This window comes from Saccharothrix sp. ST-888 (assembly GCF_000955975.1).
In the GTDB taxonomy this organism is placed as follows: domain Bacteria; phylum Actinomycetota; class Actinomycetes; order Streptomycetales; family Streptomycetaceae; genus Kitasatospora.
Genome location: NZ_JYJF01000084.1, coordinates 1 through 13,610 on the forward strand (window position 1 = coordinate 1; position 13,610 = coordinate 13,610).

Consider the following 13,610-nt stretch of genomic DNA (forward strand, 5'->3'; position numbering starts at 1 on the left):
GCAACCCTCCAGCTGCTCGAAATCCTCCATCGACGGATCCTGCGCCTGAAGCATCGTGCCCATCGCCCCATCCGCAACCACCACACGAGTGGCGAGGGCTTCACGCAAGGCGTTGGCGCGGTCCTGCTGAACGGACGCTGCCGGGGCGGACGAGGGTACGGCTGTGGCCATGGGGCTGCTCCCTGGGTGCGACGGCTGTCGGCTATGCGTCCCCTCCGGTGTATGGGGATGCACGCCGTCAGCGTATCCGGAGAGGTGCCCGGCTGGAGAACCCATTCCGCATCGTGAGCGTCCTATTGGTCCGAGGGGGCGGATCAGTGGACAGCACCGGGACGCGTCGAGGCGCATGGCGACGCAGGTGGCACGGCTGGTCGCGGCGGCGCCGGGCCCTGGCGGCCGGCCTGCTGGGACTGGCCGTCCTGCTGCTGCCGGTGGCCTCGGCGGCCGCCGCGCTGCGTCTGCAGTACACGGGGGACCCGGCGGCCGAGGCCCGTACCAGGGGGCGTGACGCGGTCTGGCTCGGCCACGCCTGGGTGGACGGCCGGAAGGGGGACACCGATCTCGCCGCACTGACCCGGCAGCTCGCCGGTACCGGCATCCGCGACCTGTACGTGCACACCGGTCCGCTGGCCGACGACGGCTCGCTCGACCCGGCCAGGTACCCGCAGGCGGCCCGGTTCGTGGCGGACGTGCACCGTACGATGCCCGGTCTGCGGGTGCAGGCGTGGCTCGGGAACCTGGTGGCCCCCGAGAAGGACGGGCTGCACCTGGAGCAGGCCGCCACCCGTGACCGGGTCACCACCGCCGCCCGCCAGGTGCTGGACGCCGGCTTCGACGGGGTGCACTTCGACCTGGAGCCGGTCCGTTCCGGCTCGGCCGGCTTCCTCACCCTGCTGGACCAGGTGCACGCGGTGACCACCGAGCGCGGCGTGCCGTTCTCGGTCGCCGCACCGCAGATCGACCCGCTGCCGGGGCTGCACTCGGTGGGCATCGCGGTCGCCGACCACGGCAAGTGGTGGTCGCAGGCGTACTTCGCGCAGGTGGCCCGGCGGGTGGAGCAGATCGCGGTGATGTCGTACGACACCGGTATGCCGGTGGAGTCGCTCTACGGCGGCTATGTCGCCCAGCAGACCTCCCTGGCGCTGGCGGCCACCCCGCCCGAGGTCGATCTGCTGATGGGCCTGCCCGCGTACTGGGACGACACCCCCGGGCACCGGGGTTCGGCGGAGACGGTGGCCGCCGCGGTCCGGGGCGCCCGGCTGGCGCTGGGCCGCAGCGAGCGCCGGACCTTCGGCCTCGCGCTGTACGCCGACTTCTCCGCCAAGCCCGCGGACTGGGCCGCGTACCGGAGCGGCTGGTCCGGCTCCTGAGCTCCGCCGCCCGAACGGGCCGCCGGGAGGTGGTTCGCGCCCTCCGCTGCATTGCACTGGCAGGCCACTACCATCCGCATTCAACACGTCACACTCCGTGCACGTCGAATGCTCCGGGAGAAGCCCATGCACTGCCGCCTCCGCGCCGTCGCCGTTCTGCCGCTCGTCCTGCCGCTCACCCTGGGTGCGACACCCGCCGGCGCGACACCCGCCGGCGCGGCACCCGCCGTCCGGGCGGCGGCCGACTACGTCGCGCTCGGGGACTCGTTCTCCTCCGGGGTCGGCGCCGGCTCCTACGACCCCGACGGCGGGGACTGCCACCGCAGCCGCCGCGCCTACGGCCCGCTCTGGGCGGCCGGCCACCCGGTGAGCAGATTCGACTTCCTGGCGTGCAACGGGGCCACGACCGACGAGGTGCTGCGCGACCAACTGCCCAAGGTCGGCACCGGCACCACGCTGGCGACCATCACCATCGGCGGCAACGACCTGGGCTTCGCCAAGGCAGCCGCCTCCTGCCTCCAGCCCCTCACCGTCGAGCCCGTCTGCGACGCGGCGATGGCCGAGGCCGAACGGAAGCTGCGCGACGAGCTGCCCGGCGAACTGGCGGTGACCTACCGGGCGATCGCCGACGCCGCGCCGGCCGCGAAGGTGGTGGTCGCCGACTACCCCCGCCTGCTAGAGCGCGGCACCGCCCTGTGCACCGTCGGCACCCCGGCCCGCCGCGACCGCTTCAACGCCCTGACGGACCGACTGGACGAGCTGATCCGGACTCAGGCCACCAAGCAGGGATTCGAGTTCGCCGACGTGCGCGGCACCTTCGCCGGTCACGGTGTGTGCGCAGGCGGCAGCCAGGAGTGGATCAGGCGGATCGTCGTGCCCGCCTACTGGGAGTCCTTCCACCCGACCGCGGTCGGGCAGACCCAGGGCTACCTTCCGCCCGTCTCGGCGGCGATCACGAACTGAACGTTCCCCCGGCCTCCGACGGACCCGCCCCTGCCGTAACAGGGCAGGCATCAAAGCCCGTAGGCTGGGCAGGTAGGGACCATGGAACGGGCAGTTCCATGCGGAGAAGGTTCAGCAGTCGGCAGCCGGCCGGTTCCCGAAGGCGGACAGGCCGTACTGGCAACGTCGGAGCAGGTCGCTGACCGACCGGAGGGAGACACTGGGTGGTCGAGCTGGAAGATGTTCCCGAGTTGATCGACCCGGTGATGGTCTGCGCGTTCGAGGGCTGGAACGACGCGGGTGACGCCGCCTCGGCGGCGGTCGGGCACCTGGACGAGACCTGGGGCGGCAAGGTGTTCGCCGCGCTGGACGCCGAGGACTACTACGACTTCCAGGTCAACCGGCCCACCGTGTGGCTGGACGGCGGGGTGCGCCGGATCACCTGGCCGACCACCCGCCTCTCGGTGGTCCGGGTCACCGAGCCCACCACCCGGGACCTGGTACTGGTCCGGGGTATCGAGCCGAGCATGCGCTGGCGCTCGTACTGCAACGAACTGCTCGGATTCGCCCATGAGTTGGGCGTCGAGCTGGTGGTGATCCTCGGTGCGCTGCTCGGGGACACCCCGCACAGCCGTCCGGTGCCGGTCAGCGGTGTCACCTCGGACGCGGCGCTCGCCCGCCGGCTCGACCTGGAGGAGAGCCGCTACGAGGGGCCGACCGGCATCGTCGGTGTGCTCCAGGAGGCCTGCGCACACGCGGGCGTCCCGGCGGTGACCCTCTGGGCGGCGGTGCCGCACTACGTCGCCCAGCCGCCCAACCCGAAGGCCACGCTGGCGCTGATCAACAAGCTGGAGGACCTGCTCGACCTGCGGATCCCGCCGGGCGAGCTGAGCGAGGACGCCCGCGCCTGGCAGCTCGGGGTGGACCAGCTGGCCGCCGAGGATAGCGAGGTCGCCGAGTACGTCCAGCAGTTGGAGGAGGCGCAGGACACCGCAGAGCTGCCGGAGGCATCCGGCGACGCGATCGCGCGGGAGTTCGAGCGTTACCTCCGCCGCCGGGAGAACCTCGGCCCGACCGGCGAGAAGCCGGCCGTCGGCCACGCCACGGCGGAGCGGCCGGCCGAGCCGGAGTCCAAGGAGAGCAAGGAGGCCACGGACTCCGAAGCAGACGCAGAACCGGGCACCGAACCGGACGCGGCATCGGAGAGCGGCCCGGAGGCCGACTCGAAGACCGACTCGGAGGCCGGTGACGACAGGCCGTCCGAGTCCGACGAGAACGGCAAGGGCTGAACGAACGCCTGAGGGGCGCCGGGGATTTCCCCCGGCGCCCCTCAGGCGTTCCGGCGGTCGGACGGCAGCCGGGCCGTCCGACGGAGCTTAGAGCGCGACGCCGAGCAGCGCGTCCACCGTCCGCGAGACCAGGCCGGGCGCACCGATCTCGGTACCGCCGGTCTCGGCCTGCCGGGCGGCCCAGCGGTCGACGGCCGCCAGCGCGGCGGGCGCGTCCAGGTCGTCGGCGAGGGCGGCGCGCACCTCGGCGAGCAGCCCCTCGGCCGACGGGCCGTCCGGGCGGGAGACCGCCGCACGCCAGCGGGCGAGCCGCTCCACGGCGCCGTCCAGGTCCTCCTTGGTCCACTCCCAGTCGCTGCGGTAGTGGTGCGCCAGCAGCGCCAGGCGGATCGCCGCCGGGTCGACGCCGTCACGGCGGAGCACGGAGACGAACACCAGGTTGCCGCGCGACTTGGACATCTTGTGCCCGTCCAGGCCGACCATCCCGGCGTGCACGTAGGCACGGGCGTACGGGTGGCCGCCGGTCGCGACGTGGGCGTGCGAGGCGCCCATCTCGTGGTGCGGGAAGGAGAGGTCGCTGCCGCCGCCCTGGATGTCGAAGGACATCCCGAGGTACTCCAGGGCGATGGCCACGCACTCGATGTGCCAGCCGGGCCGGCCGTGGCCGAGCTCGGTGTCCCAGGCGGGCTCGCCCTCACGGGCGGCAAGCCAGAGCAGCGGGTCGAGGCGGTGCTTCTTGCCCGGGCGGTCCGGGTCGCCACCGCGCTCGGCGAAGACCGGCAGCATGGCCTCGCGGTCGAGCCCGGAGACCTCGCCGAAGTGCGGGTCGGACTCGACCGAGAAGTAGATGTCGCCATCCAGGTCGTACGCCGCACCGCTCGCCAGCAGCTTCTTGACCAGCGGGACGATCCACGGGATCGACTCGACCGCACCGATGTAGTGGGCGGGGGGCAGCATCCGCAGGGCGGTCATGTCCTCGCGGAACAGGGCGGTCTCGCGCTCGGCGAGGGCGGTCCAGTCCATGCCGGTGGCCACGGCCCGCTCCAGCAGCGGGTCGTCGACGTCGGTGACGTTCTGGACGTAGAGGACGTCGTGACCGGCGTCCTTCCACACCCGCTGCACCAGGTCGAACGTGGTGTAGGTGGCGGCGTGGCCCAGGTGGGTCGCGTCGTAGGGGGTAATGCCGCAGACGTAGATCCGGGCGGTGCCGTCCTGCGGCACGACCTCCCGGACCCCGCCCGTGGCGGTGTCGTGGATACGGAGCGGGAGCCCCTGACCAGGCAGGGCGGGAACCTCGGAGGCGGGCCAGGCATGCATGGAACCGACTCTAACCTTGCGATCATTTGAAAGGCTAACCAGTTAGCAAGATCGGCTTGAATCCACTTCCGATCGATCGGATTCGATCATCTCCACCGGAGTGCCCTCAGCGCTGCGGGAGCCGCCGGGAGACCCCGGGTCACCGACGGGCGCTGGACCGGCGCGGACCGGCCGGCAGAGCCGCCGTCAGACCGGCGGCCAGGGAATCGACGGCCAGTCAGAAGAGGGCATCGGGTGCCGTGCCGTACGGCGCAGCAGAGCCACCCGCTCGGCGGCGGCGGCCAGTTCGGCCGGAGTGAGGTGGGGGCGCAGGCGTTCGCCCAGGACGCCGTCCAGTGCGTCCGCAAGCCTGGCGAGGACGTCGAGCGCCTCCCCGGTCACGGGTTGCTCCGCCCATCCCCACAGCAGGGTGCGCAGCTTGCCGGGGACCGCGAAGGTGACCCCGTGGTCGATCCCGTAGAGCCGCCCGTCGGCGGCGGAGATCCAGTGGCCGCCCTTGCGGTCGGCGTTGTTGAGCACGGCGTCCAGCAGCGAGAGGCGGCGCAGCCGCTCGTCGTCCCGGTGCACCAGCAGCGCGGTCCGGCCGGGGCCGATCTCGGCCCGGACGATCGGCAGCCAGCCCGGTTCGTGACCGGCCGGGTCCTGGAGTGCCAGCAGTTCCTCGGCCGCCGGGTCCGGCTCCACCCAGAGCTGGACCATGCCGGGACCGTGCGGGCCGTCCCGCAGGACCGTCGGCGGTATCAGCCCCCAGCCGGTGGCCGCCGAGACCTCGTACGCGGCGACCTCGCGCCCGGCCAGCGTGCCGTCGGGAAAGTCCCAGAGCGGGCGTTCTCCGGCAACGGGCTTGTAGACGCAGGGAGCGGTCAGCCCGTCCAGGGACGCGGTGCAGTACAGCACGGCGTTCGAGGCGTCGGTGAGCCGGCCGTGGACGGTGAGCTCGCCCTCGCGCAGCAGGCGCAGCGCGGTCTCGGGGTCGGCCGCCAGGGCTGCGCTCTCGGCCGGATCCGCCGACGGCACCGCCGACTCGTCCTCCTGCACGGGGGCGGGGTCGGCGTTCAGCGCCGGTAGCCGTTCGCGCGCGGGCACAGGTGCCCCTCCGGGTCGAGCGGGAGGTTGCAGAACGGGCAGGGCCTGCGGCCGGCCGCGACCAGGTCCAGGGCGCGCTTGGCGAAGACCCGGGCCATCGCCCCGGAGAGCCGCACCCGGAGCATGTCGGGGCCGTGCTCCTCGTCCTCGAAGAGCCGCTCGTCCGCCTCGTCGTCCTCCGACTCCGCCTCTTCCTCGGTCAGCGCCTGGGCCTCGACCACCAGGCACTGCTCCGTGCTGTCCCAGGCGAGCGCCATGGTGCCGACCCGGAACTCCTGCTCCAGCGGGAGGTCCAGCGGTGCGGTGTCGATCAGCTCGACCGGGGCGACGGCGGGGATCGACGCGGATCCTCCGCTGCGCCGCAGCGCCTCGTCCAGCACCTGCTCGACCCGCTCGGCGAGCGCCATGACCTGGGCCTTCTCCAGCAGCACGCTGGTGACCCGCCCTTTGGTGCTGGCCTGCAGGTAGAAGGCCCGCTGGCCGGGCTGGCCGACGGTGCCGGCCACGAACCGCTCGGGCTGGTCGTAGAAGTAGACCTGACGGGGCACTCTCTCGCTCCGGGTTCAGATGGGTCAGTCATGGACTCTTGTGCCACCCTACGGCCTGTTCGCCCGCCCCGGTGGGTCAGGTACGGAGCAGTCCGTCAGGTGTCAGCCCGCTTCGCGGCGGGCCGCCTGGGCCCCGTGGGCGGGGCGGTGCGAGCCGATCGACACGGGCGCGCCGGACGGTTCGGACAGACGGGTCGGACGGGTGGGTCGGATCGGGGGTACGGACCTGGTGCGTCCGGGCGGGGCCGGGGCGGTGCGTGCCGGTCCGTGCCGGTGCGGGTTCAGCCCGTGCCGGTCTCGCCGCCGACCACCGCGTCGCCGCTGGGGGCGTGGGCGTCGGGGCGCGGAGCCAGCGAGGCGAGGCTGCCGGTGTCGCCGACCCGGAGCACGAACGGGCGCTGCGGGGTGTAGCGGATCGCGGTGATCGAGCAGGGCTCGACGGAGATCCGCTGGAAGTGGTCCAGGTGCAGGCCCAGGGCGTCCGCGACCACGGCCTTGATCACGTCGCCGTGGGAGCAGGCCACCCAGACCGCCTCGGGCCCGTGCTCGGCGGCGATCTTCTCGTCCCACTCGCGGACCGCCGTCACGGTGCGGTGGCTGAGCTCGCGCAGCGACTCGCCGCCGGGGAAGGCGGCGGCCGCGGCGTGGTCCTGCACGGTGCGCCAGAGCGGCTCCTTGGCCAGTTCGGCGAGCGGACGGCCGGTCCAGTCGCCGTAGTGGCACTCGCCGAGCCGCTCGTCCAGCGCGGCCGGCCCGAGCTCGGGCCGGGTGGCCAGCAGCGGCTCCAGGGTCTGGCGGCAGCGCTCCAGCGGGCTGCTCACCACCTGGGCCAGCGGGATCCCCGCCAACCGGTCCGCCAGTGCGTCGGCCTGGGTGCGTCCGGTGTCGTCCAGGTCCACGCCGGGGGTCCAACCAGCGAGAATCCCAGCGGTGTTGGCGGTGGAACGGCCGTGACGGACGAGCAGCAGGGTGGGCATGGGGCCCAGCCTACGGCCTGCGGCCCGGCATCGGAACGGCCGCCGGCCGGGCGGCTGGAGGGCGGGCGGCGGGCCCGCAGACTCCTTCGCGTCCGATATCCGGCACTCGGCGTCCGGGGCCGGGACCCACGGGTGCTGGATCCCGTGAAGGTGCGCCGGGCTCCGGCGGCTTCCGCGTCCGGGCCGGTGAGCCGACCGGTTGCCACCACCGGTTCGTGAACGATTGCGGGTGATGACACCGTCCACACCGCGGAGGCGCGACAATGGCCCGATGATCGTCGACAGCGCCATCTACCGCGACGGCCGCCGGGTCCCGGGGCCGTCGGACCTCTCCGATGCCCTCGCGGCCGCCAGGACGGCCGGGGACGGCTTCGTCTGGCTGGGCCTGTTCGAGCCCACGGCCGAGGAGCTGGAACTGGTCAGCGCCGAGTTCGGCCTGCACCCGCTCGCCGTCGAGGATGCCGTGATGGCACACCAGCGGCCCAAGCTGGAGCGGTACGAGGGCTCGCTCTTCATGGTCTTCAAGACGATCGGCTACCACGCCGACGGTCACGCCGTGAGCACCGGTGAGCTGATGCTCTTCGTCGGCGACTCCTACGTGGTGACGGTCCGCCACGGCACCGATCGCCCGCTGTCCGGCCTCCGGACGACACTGGAGAAGGAACAGGAACTGCTCACCCTGGGGCCGGTCGCCGTTCTCTACGCGATCGCGGACGCGGTGGTGGACGGCTATCTCGACATCGCCTACACCCTGCAGGCCGAGCTGGACGACCTGGAGGCCGAGGTGTTCGCACCCGGCCGCCCACCGCAGGGCATCGCCGAACGGATCTACGCCTTCAAACGTCAGGTGATGACCTTCCGTCGCGCCTCCCTGCCGCTCCAGGAGCCGATACTCCGTCTGGCGACCGGTGGCGTCGACCACATTCCCGAGAAGCTCCAGCCGTACCTGCGCGATGTGGCCGACCACCTCTCCCGGGTCAACGAGATGGTCGACGGCCTGGACCGGCTGCTCTCGGACATCCTCAACGCCAACCTCGCGCAGGTGAGCGTCCAGCAGAACGACGACATGCGGAAGATCTCGGCCTGGGCCGCACTGGCCGCCGTACCGACGCTGATCGCGGGCATCTACGGCATGAACTTCACCGACATGCCCGAGCTGCACTGGCACTGGGGCTACCCGGTGGCGATCGCGGTGACGCTCGCGATCTGCGTGGTGCTGTACCGGATCTTCAAACGCAGCGACTGGCTGTAGCCCTGCGTCGGGCTCGCCTCACGGCCGAGCGGGGTGCCGATCTGGTGCTGATTCGATGCTGATCCGGTGACGAGTTGGTCCTATGCCGGATCGGCAGCCGGCGCAGTGCGGCGGCCCGGGCCCTCGACCGGCACGCAAGGGGTCGAGGGCCCCGTCGGACCAGGGCTCAGGCCAGTCCGGCCAGCTCCAGCGCCTCGACGCCTGCGCGGAGCGCGGCGATCCGCTCGTCCAGGGTGAACCCGGCCGGCGCCAGGGTCAGCGTGGTGACGCCGGCGTCCGCGTACGCCTGCATCCGGTCGGCGATCCGGGCGGTGGAGCCCAGCAGCGAGGTGGCGTCGATCAGGTCGTGCGGGACGGCGGCGGCGGCACCCGCGTAGTCCCTGGCCAGGTAGCGCTCCTGGACCTCGTCTGCGGCCTGCTCGTAGCCCATCCGCCGGGTGAGCTGGTTGTAGAAGTTCTTCTCCTTGCTGCCCATGCCGCCGATGTAGAGCGCGGCGTAGGAACGCTGCGAGTCGGCGGCCGCCTTGACGTCCTCGCCGAGCGAGATGGCCACGGTCGGGCAGAGGTCGAAGCCGTCCAGGGTCTGCCCGGCCTTGGCCCGGCCGGCCTTGAGGGGCTCGACGGAGAGCGCGGCGTGCTCGGGCGCGAAGAAGATGCCGAGCCAGCCGTCGGCGATCTCGCCGGTCTGCTCCAGGTTCTTCGGACCGATCGCGGCGATGTACAGCGGGATGTGCTCACGCACCGGGTGCACCGTCAGCTTGATCGGCTTACCCGGGCCGCCGGGCAGCGGAAGCGTCCAGTTCGCGCCCTCGTGCACCAGCCGCTCGCGGGACATCGCCTTGCGGATGATCTCCACGTACTCCCGGGTGCGGGCCAGCGGCTTGTCGAACTTGACGCCGTACCAGCCCTCCGAGACCTGCGGCCCCGAGACGCCGAGGCCGAGCCGGAACCGTCCACCGGAGAGGGTGTCCAGGGTCGCGGCCGTCATCGCGGTCATCGCGGGCGTACGGGCCGGGATCTGGAAGATCGCCGAGCCGACGTCGATCCGCTCGGTCTTCGCGGCGACGTAGCTGAGCACGGTGGCGGCGTCGGAGCCGTACGCCTCGGCGGCCCAGCAGACCGAGTAGCCGAGCCGGTCCGCCTCCTGGGCCACCGCGATGTTGTCGGCGTCCATGCCGAGTCCCCAGTAGCCGAGGTTGATGCCGAGTCGCATGGTGCCAAGCCCTTCAGTCGGTCCGGTCCGGTCGGTGCTCCGCCCGGCCGTTTCGCGGTCGTTGTTGCTGTTCCGGCGGGTACGCGTCCGTGTCGGCCGAGCGTAACCGGGTGGTCGCGGATCAGGCTACTGGCCGGTAGACGTGGGCTGCGTCACGCCCGGCCGACCCGATCCCTGCGGGTCTGCCGGGCAGCCAGGGCCCCGGCCGCTACGCTCAGCCGACGGAGGAAGAACCCGCCCCCACCTGCGCATTTACCAGCTCACGGAGGCTCTGCCCGATGGAAAAGCGTCACCTCGGCCGCACCGGGCTGCGGGTCTCCAGGCTCGGCCTCGGCACCATGACCTGGGCCAGGGACACCGACGAGCACGAGGCCGCCGAACAGCTCAAGGTCTTCGTCGACGCGGGGGGAACGCTGATCGACACCGCCGACGTGTACGCCGACGGCGGCGCCGAGTACCTGATCTCCCGGCTGACCGAGAGTCTCGTCCCCCGCTCCGAGCTGGTCATCGCCACCAAGGCGGGCAGTGTCTCCGACTCCGACCGCCGCCTCGACACCTCGCGCGGCCGGATGCTCGCCGCCCTCGACGCCTCGCTGCGCCGGCTCGGCACCGACTACGTGGACCTGTGGCAGGTCCACGCGTACGACCCAGCCACTCCCACCGAGGAGACCCTGCACGCCCTCGACCTGGCCGTCAGTTCGGGCCGCGCCCGCTACGTCGGGGTCTCCAACTTCAGCGGCTGGCAGCTCGCCAAGGCGGCCACCTGGCAGCTCGGCCACCACGGGCGGGTGCCGCTGGCCGCCACCCAGATGGAGTACTCGCTGCTCCAGCGCGGCATCGAGCGCGAGGTGCTGCCCGCCGCCCTGGACGCCGGGATCGGGATCCTCGCCTCCTCACCGATCGGACGAGGCGTCCTCACCGGCAAGTACCGGCACGGCGTACCGCCCGAGTCGCGCGGTGCCTCCCCCTACCTCACCGGCTTCGTCCAGCCCTACCTCGGCGACCGGTCCCGGCGCATCGTGGACGCCCTCGCCACCGCCGCCGACGGCCTCGCCAGCAGCCCCCTCGCGGTTGCCCTGGCCTGGGTCCGCGACCGGCCCGGCGTGGCAAGCGCCCTGGTCGGCGCCCGCACCGCCGCACAGCTGACTGCGGCGCTGTCGGTGGAGGCGCTTACGCTTCCGGGGGAGATTCGAGGCGCGCTGGACGATGTGTCGGCGCCACTACACCGTTACCCCGACCAGGGCTGGACGGAGCTGTGAGGAGCGATTGATGGGCGACGGGGACGTGGAGAACGGCCACGTGGAGAACAGCGCTCCCGGGCACCGCACGGAGGCCGTCGCGGCCCTTGCGGAGGCGATCCGCAACATCGGCCGCCAGGGCGAGACGGTGGCGGCCGGTCAGCACGACGCCCCGGTACGGAAAGCCGTCGCCGGGGACGCAGGTGAGGGCGCGGCTCGGGGCACGGGCGGCGACCGGGGTGGTTCCGCCTCCGTGCCGGCTTCCGGTGCTGGGGCCGAGGTTGGGGCCGCGGCTGCGGCTGGCGTTGGGATGGGGAGCGAGGCTGGGGCCGGAGTTGAGCCCGGCCCGGTGACGGATCGGCAGCGCGCCGATGCGCTCCGAGCCGCTGCCGAGGTGCTGTCGGCCGGCGGTGCACCGAGCGCGCTGGCGGCTGCCGCCGTCGCCGAGTTCGGCGAGGGCGCAGCGGAGGCGCTGCGGGCCGACCCCTGGGCCGTGCTCGCACTGCCCGGCGTCCGGCCCGAGCACGCGGACGGCTTCGCACGCGGGCTGCTCGGCCCGGCCGCCGGCCCCGGCGACCGGCGCCGCGCGCAGGCGCTGGTGCCCTGGCTGCTGGAGCAGGCGGTGCTGCGCGGCCACTCCGCCGTCGAGATCGGCGAGGTGGTCACCGGGCTGGAGAAGCTCGGCCTGCCCGATGCGGCTGCCGCCCTCCAGGAGGTCGTGGTGGACGGCCGGGTGATGGCCTTTCAGGACGAGCTCCCGGGCAGCCACCACACCACCTCGGACGAGGACGAGCCCCCGACCCGGACCCTGCTGGCCCTGGAGCGCCTCGCCCTGGCCGAGGAGAGCCTCGCCGATGGCCTTGTACGGATCATGTCCACGTTCGTCCCCGCTGAGGACAAGCCCCTGACCGAGGACGAGCCCGAGACCGTATCCGAGAACACGGATGCGGACGCGGACGAAGGCCCGGCCGTAATCGAGGCCGACGCACCATCCTCCGCCGACGGTCCGACCGCCGACTCGGACGCGCCGGTCGAGGACTCCGACGCCGCCCAGCCGCAGGACGTCCGAACTCCGTCCCCGCGTGCCGTCGGCCCGTCCGCTTGGGAGAGCGCCGCCACCGCTGCGTCGACCTCCTCGGCGACGGCCCTGATCAGGGCCGTCGCGGCCGACCCGCTGGTCCTGCACACCGGCGGCGAGGCCGCGCGCGCCGAACCCGCCGCGCTGCTGCACGCGGCCCACGGTCTCGGCCTGCGCGTCTGGGCCGCGACCTGGACGGACCAGGGGCGCGACAGCCTCGTCGCGCTGCTGCCCGCCGCCGGGTCCACCGACGATTCCGCCGGCGCGTCCCCCGATGACTCCGGCATTGCGGCTGCGGCACACGTCGTCACCCTCGCCGACCTGCTGTCCGGCACCGCCGGTCCGGGCCGAGCGGAGGACGGCTCGCTGGCGCTGGACGTCCTGATCGTCCTGGACGCCCCGCTGCTCGACGTCGAGCTGGCCGCGACCCTGCTGGAGGCCCTGGCCGATGGCACCCGGCTGGTGCTCAGCGGCGACCCGGGCCAGCTGTGGTCGGCCGGTCCCGGGCGGTTCTTCGCCGACCTGCTCGCCGCGAAGGCGTGCCCGGCCGTGGCGTCCCGAACCCCGGACTTCGGTCCGATCGGCGAACTGGTCTCCGGTATCGGCATCGGCGAACTGCAGAGCGTCGAGGCGCCGGAGAAGGAGGTGGTGATCGTCACCGCCAAGGACGGCGCCGAGGCCGTGCACCGGGCGATCCAGCTGCTCACCGACTCGATCCCGCGCGCGCTGGGCATCCCGGTCGAACAGGTGGTCCTGCTGACTCCCGGTCACGGCGGAAGCGCGGGCACCCGTGCGCTGAACGCCGCCGCCAAGGCCCGGCTCAACCCCGGCCCCGGGCGGTTCGGCGGCTTCGACCCGGGGGACCGCGTGGCGTACTCGCCCGTCCCCGGCATCACCCACCCGGCCCGGGTGGTGGACGGCGACGCGTCCGGTCTGCACCTCGAACTCTCCGACGGCACGCGGCTGACCGTCACCCCCGCCCAGGCCGCGAAGCTGCGCCACGGCTGGGCACTGACGGTGCATCAGGCGGTCGGCCGGCGCTGGCCCGGCGTGGTCGCCGTGCTGCCCGACGACGCGGCTGCCGGGCTGACCAGGCAGTGGGTGTACACCGCGTTCGGACGTGCCGAGCGGCACCTGTCCGTGGTCCACGCGGCGGGCCAGGCGCTCCCGCAGGCCGTCGCCGAGCGGCCGGCCCAGCCGCGCACCACCCGACTCCGGGCGATCCTGGCCGAGCAGACCGGCGAGGCGTAGTCCCAGCCGGGTATTGCACCGCCCCGGGGCGCGGGAGGAGCCGCGCGAG

11 protein-coding genes are annotated in these 13,610 nt (G+C 73.1%); 6 read left to right on the forward strand and 5 right to left on the reverse strand.

Features of this window, described 5'->3' with window-relative positions; translation table 11 throughout:
- Positions 1–317: 317 nt before the first annotated feature.
- The 3 genes from UK12_RS23375 (at position 318) to UK12_RS23385 (ending at position 3,601) form a co-directional block, all read left to right on the forward strand.
- On the forward strand, positions 318–1,370 hold the full coding sequence (locus tag UK12_RS23375; RefSeq protein WP_063838311.1) for a hypothetical protein: 1,053 nt from the start codon (positions 318–320) through the stop codon (positions 1,368–1,370).
- Positions 1,371–1,496: 126 nt separating this feature from the next.
- Positions 1,497–2,333 (forward strand): SGNH/GDSL hydrolase family protein, encoded by an 837-nt coding sequence (locus UK12_RS23380; protein WP_045305077.1) that lies wholly within the window; start codon positions 1,497–1,499, stop codon positions 2,331–2,333.
- Positions 2,334–2,536: 203 nt separating this feature from the next.
- Entirely contained in the window at positions 2,537–3,601 is a 1,065-nt protein-coding gene (locus UK12_RS23385; protein WP_082119878.1) for a PAC2 family protein, read from the forward strand.
- 87 nt (positions 3,602–3,688) lie between these two features.
- Here the strand turns inward: UK12_RS23385 and mshC are convergent, their stop codons facing one another.
- The 4 genes from mshC to UK12_RS23405 form a co-directional block, all read right to left on the reverse strand.
- Positions 3,689–4,918, reverse strand: a complete 1,230-nt coding sequence (mshC, locus tag UK12_RS23390) for a cysteine--1-D-myo-inosityl 2-amino-2-deoxy-alpha-D-glucopyranoside ligase (RefSeq protein WP_045305078.1) — start codon at positions 4,916–4,918, stop codon at positions 3,689–3,691.
- Positions 4,919–5,104: 186 nt separating this feature from the next.
- Positions 5,105–6,004 carry an SCO1664 family protein gene (locus UK12_RS23395; protein WP_082119879.1) on the reverse strand — a complete coding sequence of 300 codons (900 nt, stop codon included), beginning with the start codon at positions 6,002–6,004 and terminating at the stop codon, positions 5,105–5,107.
- Positions 5,974–6,552, reverse strand: coding sequence for a DUF3090 family protein (locus tag UK12_RS23400; RefSeq protein WP_045305079.1), 579 nt, complete (start codon positions 6,550–6,552; stop codon positions 5,974–5,976). Before UK12_RS23400 ends, UK12_RS23395 begins: the two co-directional genes overlap by 31 nt.
- Positions 6,553–6,833: 281 nt before the next feature.
- Positions 6,834–7,529: a histidine phosphatase family protein gene (locus UK12_RS23405; RefSeq protein ID WP_045305080.1), complete on the reverse strand. Its 696-nt coding sequence runs from the start codon at positions 7,527–7,529 to the stop codon at positions 6,834–6,836.
- 271 nt (positions 7,530–7,800) lie between these two features.
- On the opposite strand from UK12_RS23405, the gene UK12_RS23410 reads away from it, so the two are divergent.
- Positions 7,801–8,781: a magnesium and cobalt transport protein CorA gene (locus UK12_RS23410; RefSeq protein ID WP_045305081.1), complete on the forward strand. Its 981-nt coding sequence runs from the start codon at positions 7,801–7,803 to the stop codon at positions 8,779–8,781.
- Positions 8,782–8,947: 166 nt separating this feature from the next.
- On the opposite strand, the gene UK12_RS23415 is transcribed toward UK12_RS23410, so the two are convergent.
- Positions 8,948–9,994, reverse strand: a complete 1,047-nt coding sequence (locus UK12_RS23415; RefSeq protein WP_045305082.1) for an LLM class F420-dependent oxidoreductase — start codon at positions 9,992–9,994, stop codon at positions 8,948–8,950.
- A 278-nt stretch (positions 9,995–10,272) separates the two neighbouring features.
- Between UK12_RS23415 and UK12_RS23420 the strand changes: the two genes are divergently transcribed.
- Both UK12_RS23420 and UK12_RS23425 read left to right on the forward strand, forming a co-directional pair.
- On the forward strand, positions 10,273–11,253 hold the full coding sequence (locus UK12_RS23420) for an aldo/keto reductase (protein ID WP_045305083.1): 981 nt from the start codon (positions 10,273–10,275) through the stop codon (positions 11,251–11,253).
- Positions 11,254–11,263: 10 nt separating this feature from the next.
- Positions 11,264–13,561: an ATP-binding domain-containing protein gene (locus tag UK12_RS23425; protein WP_052682098.1), complete on the forward strand. Its 2,298-nt coding sequence runs from the start codon at positions 11,264–11,266 to the stop codon at positions 13,559–13,561.
- Positions 13,562–13,610 lie beyond the last annotated feature (49 nt).

Bases quoted from the DNA above. Each gene is read 5' to 3' on its own strand.
- UK12_RS23380 (WP_045305077.1), top strand. From the start codon at position 1,497: ATGCACTGCCGCCTCCGCGCCGTCGCCGTTCTGCCGCTCGTCCTGCCG.
- mshC (WP_045305078.1), bottom strand. From the start codon at position 4,918: ATGCATGCCTGGCCCGCCTCCGAGGTTCCCGCCCTGCCTGGTCAGGGG.
- UK12_RS23405 (WP_045305080.1), bottom strand. From the start codon at position 7,529: ATGCCCACCCTGCTGCTCGTCCGTCACGGCCGTTCCACCGCCAACACC.
- UK12_RS23410 (WP_045305081.1), top strand. From the start codon at position 7,801: ATGATCGTCGACAGCGCCATCTACCGCGACGGCCGCCGGGTCCCGGGG.
- UK12_RS23415 (WP_045305082.1), bottom strand. From the start codon at position 9,994: ATGCGACTCGGCATCAACCTCGGCTACTGGGGACTCGGCATGGACGCC.
- UK12_RS23420 (WP_045305083.1), top strand. From the start codon at position 10,273: ATGGAAAAGCGTCACCTCGGCCGCACCGGGCTGCGGGTCTCCAGGCTC.
- UK12_RS23425 (WP_052682098.1), top strand. From the start codon at position 11,264: ATGGGCGACGGGGACGTGGAGAACGGCCACGTGGAGAACAGCGCTCCC.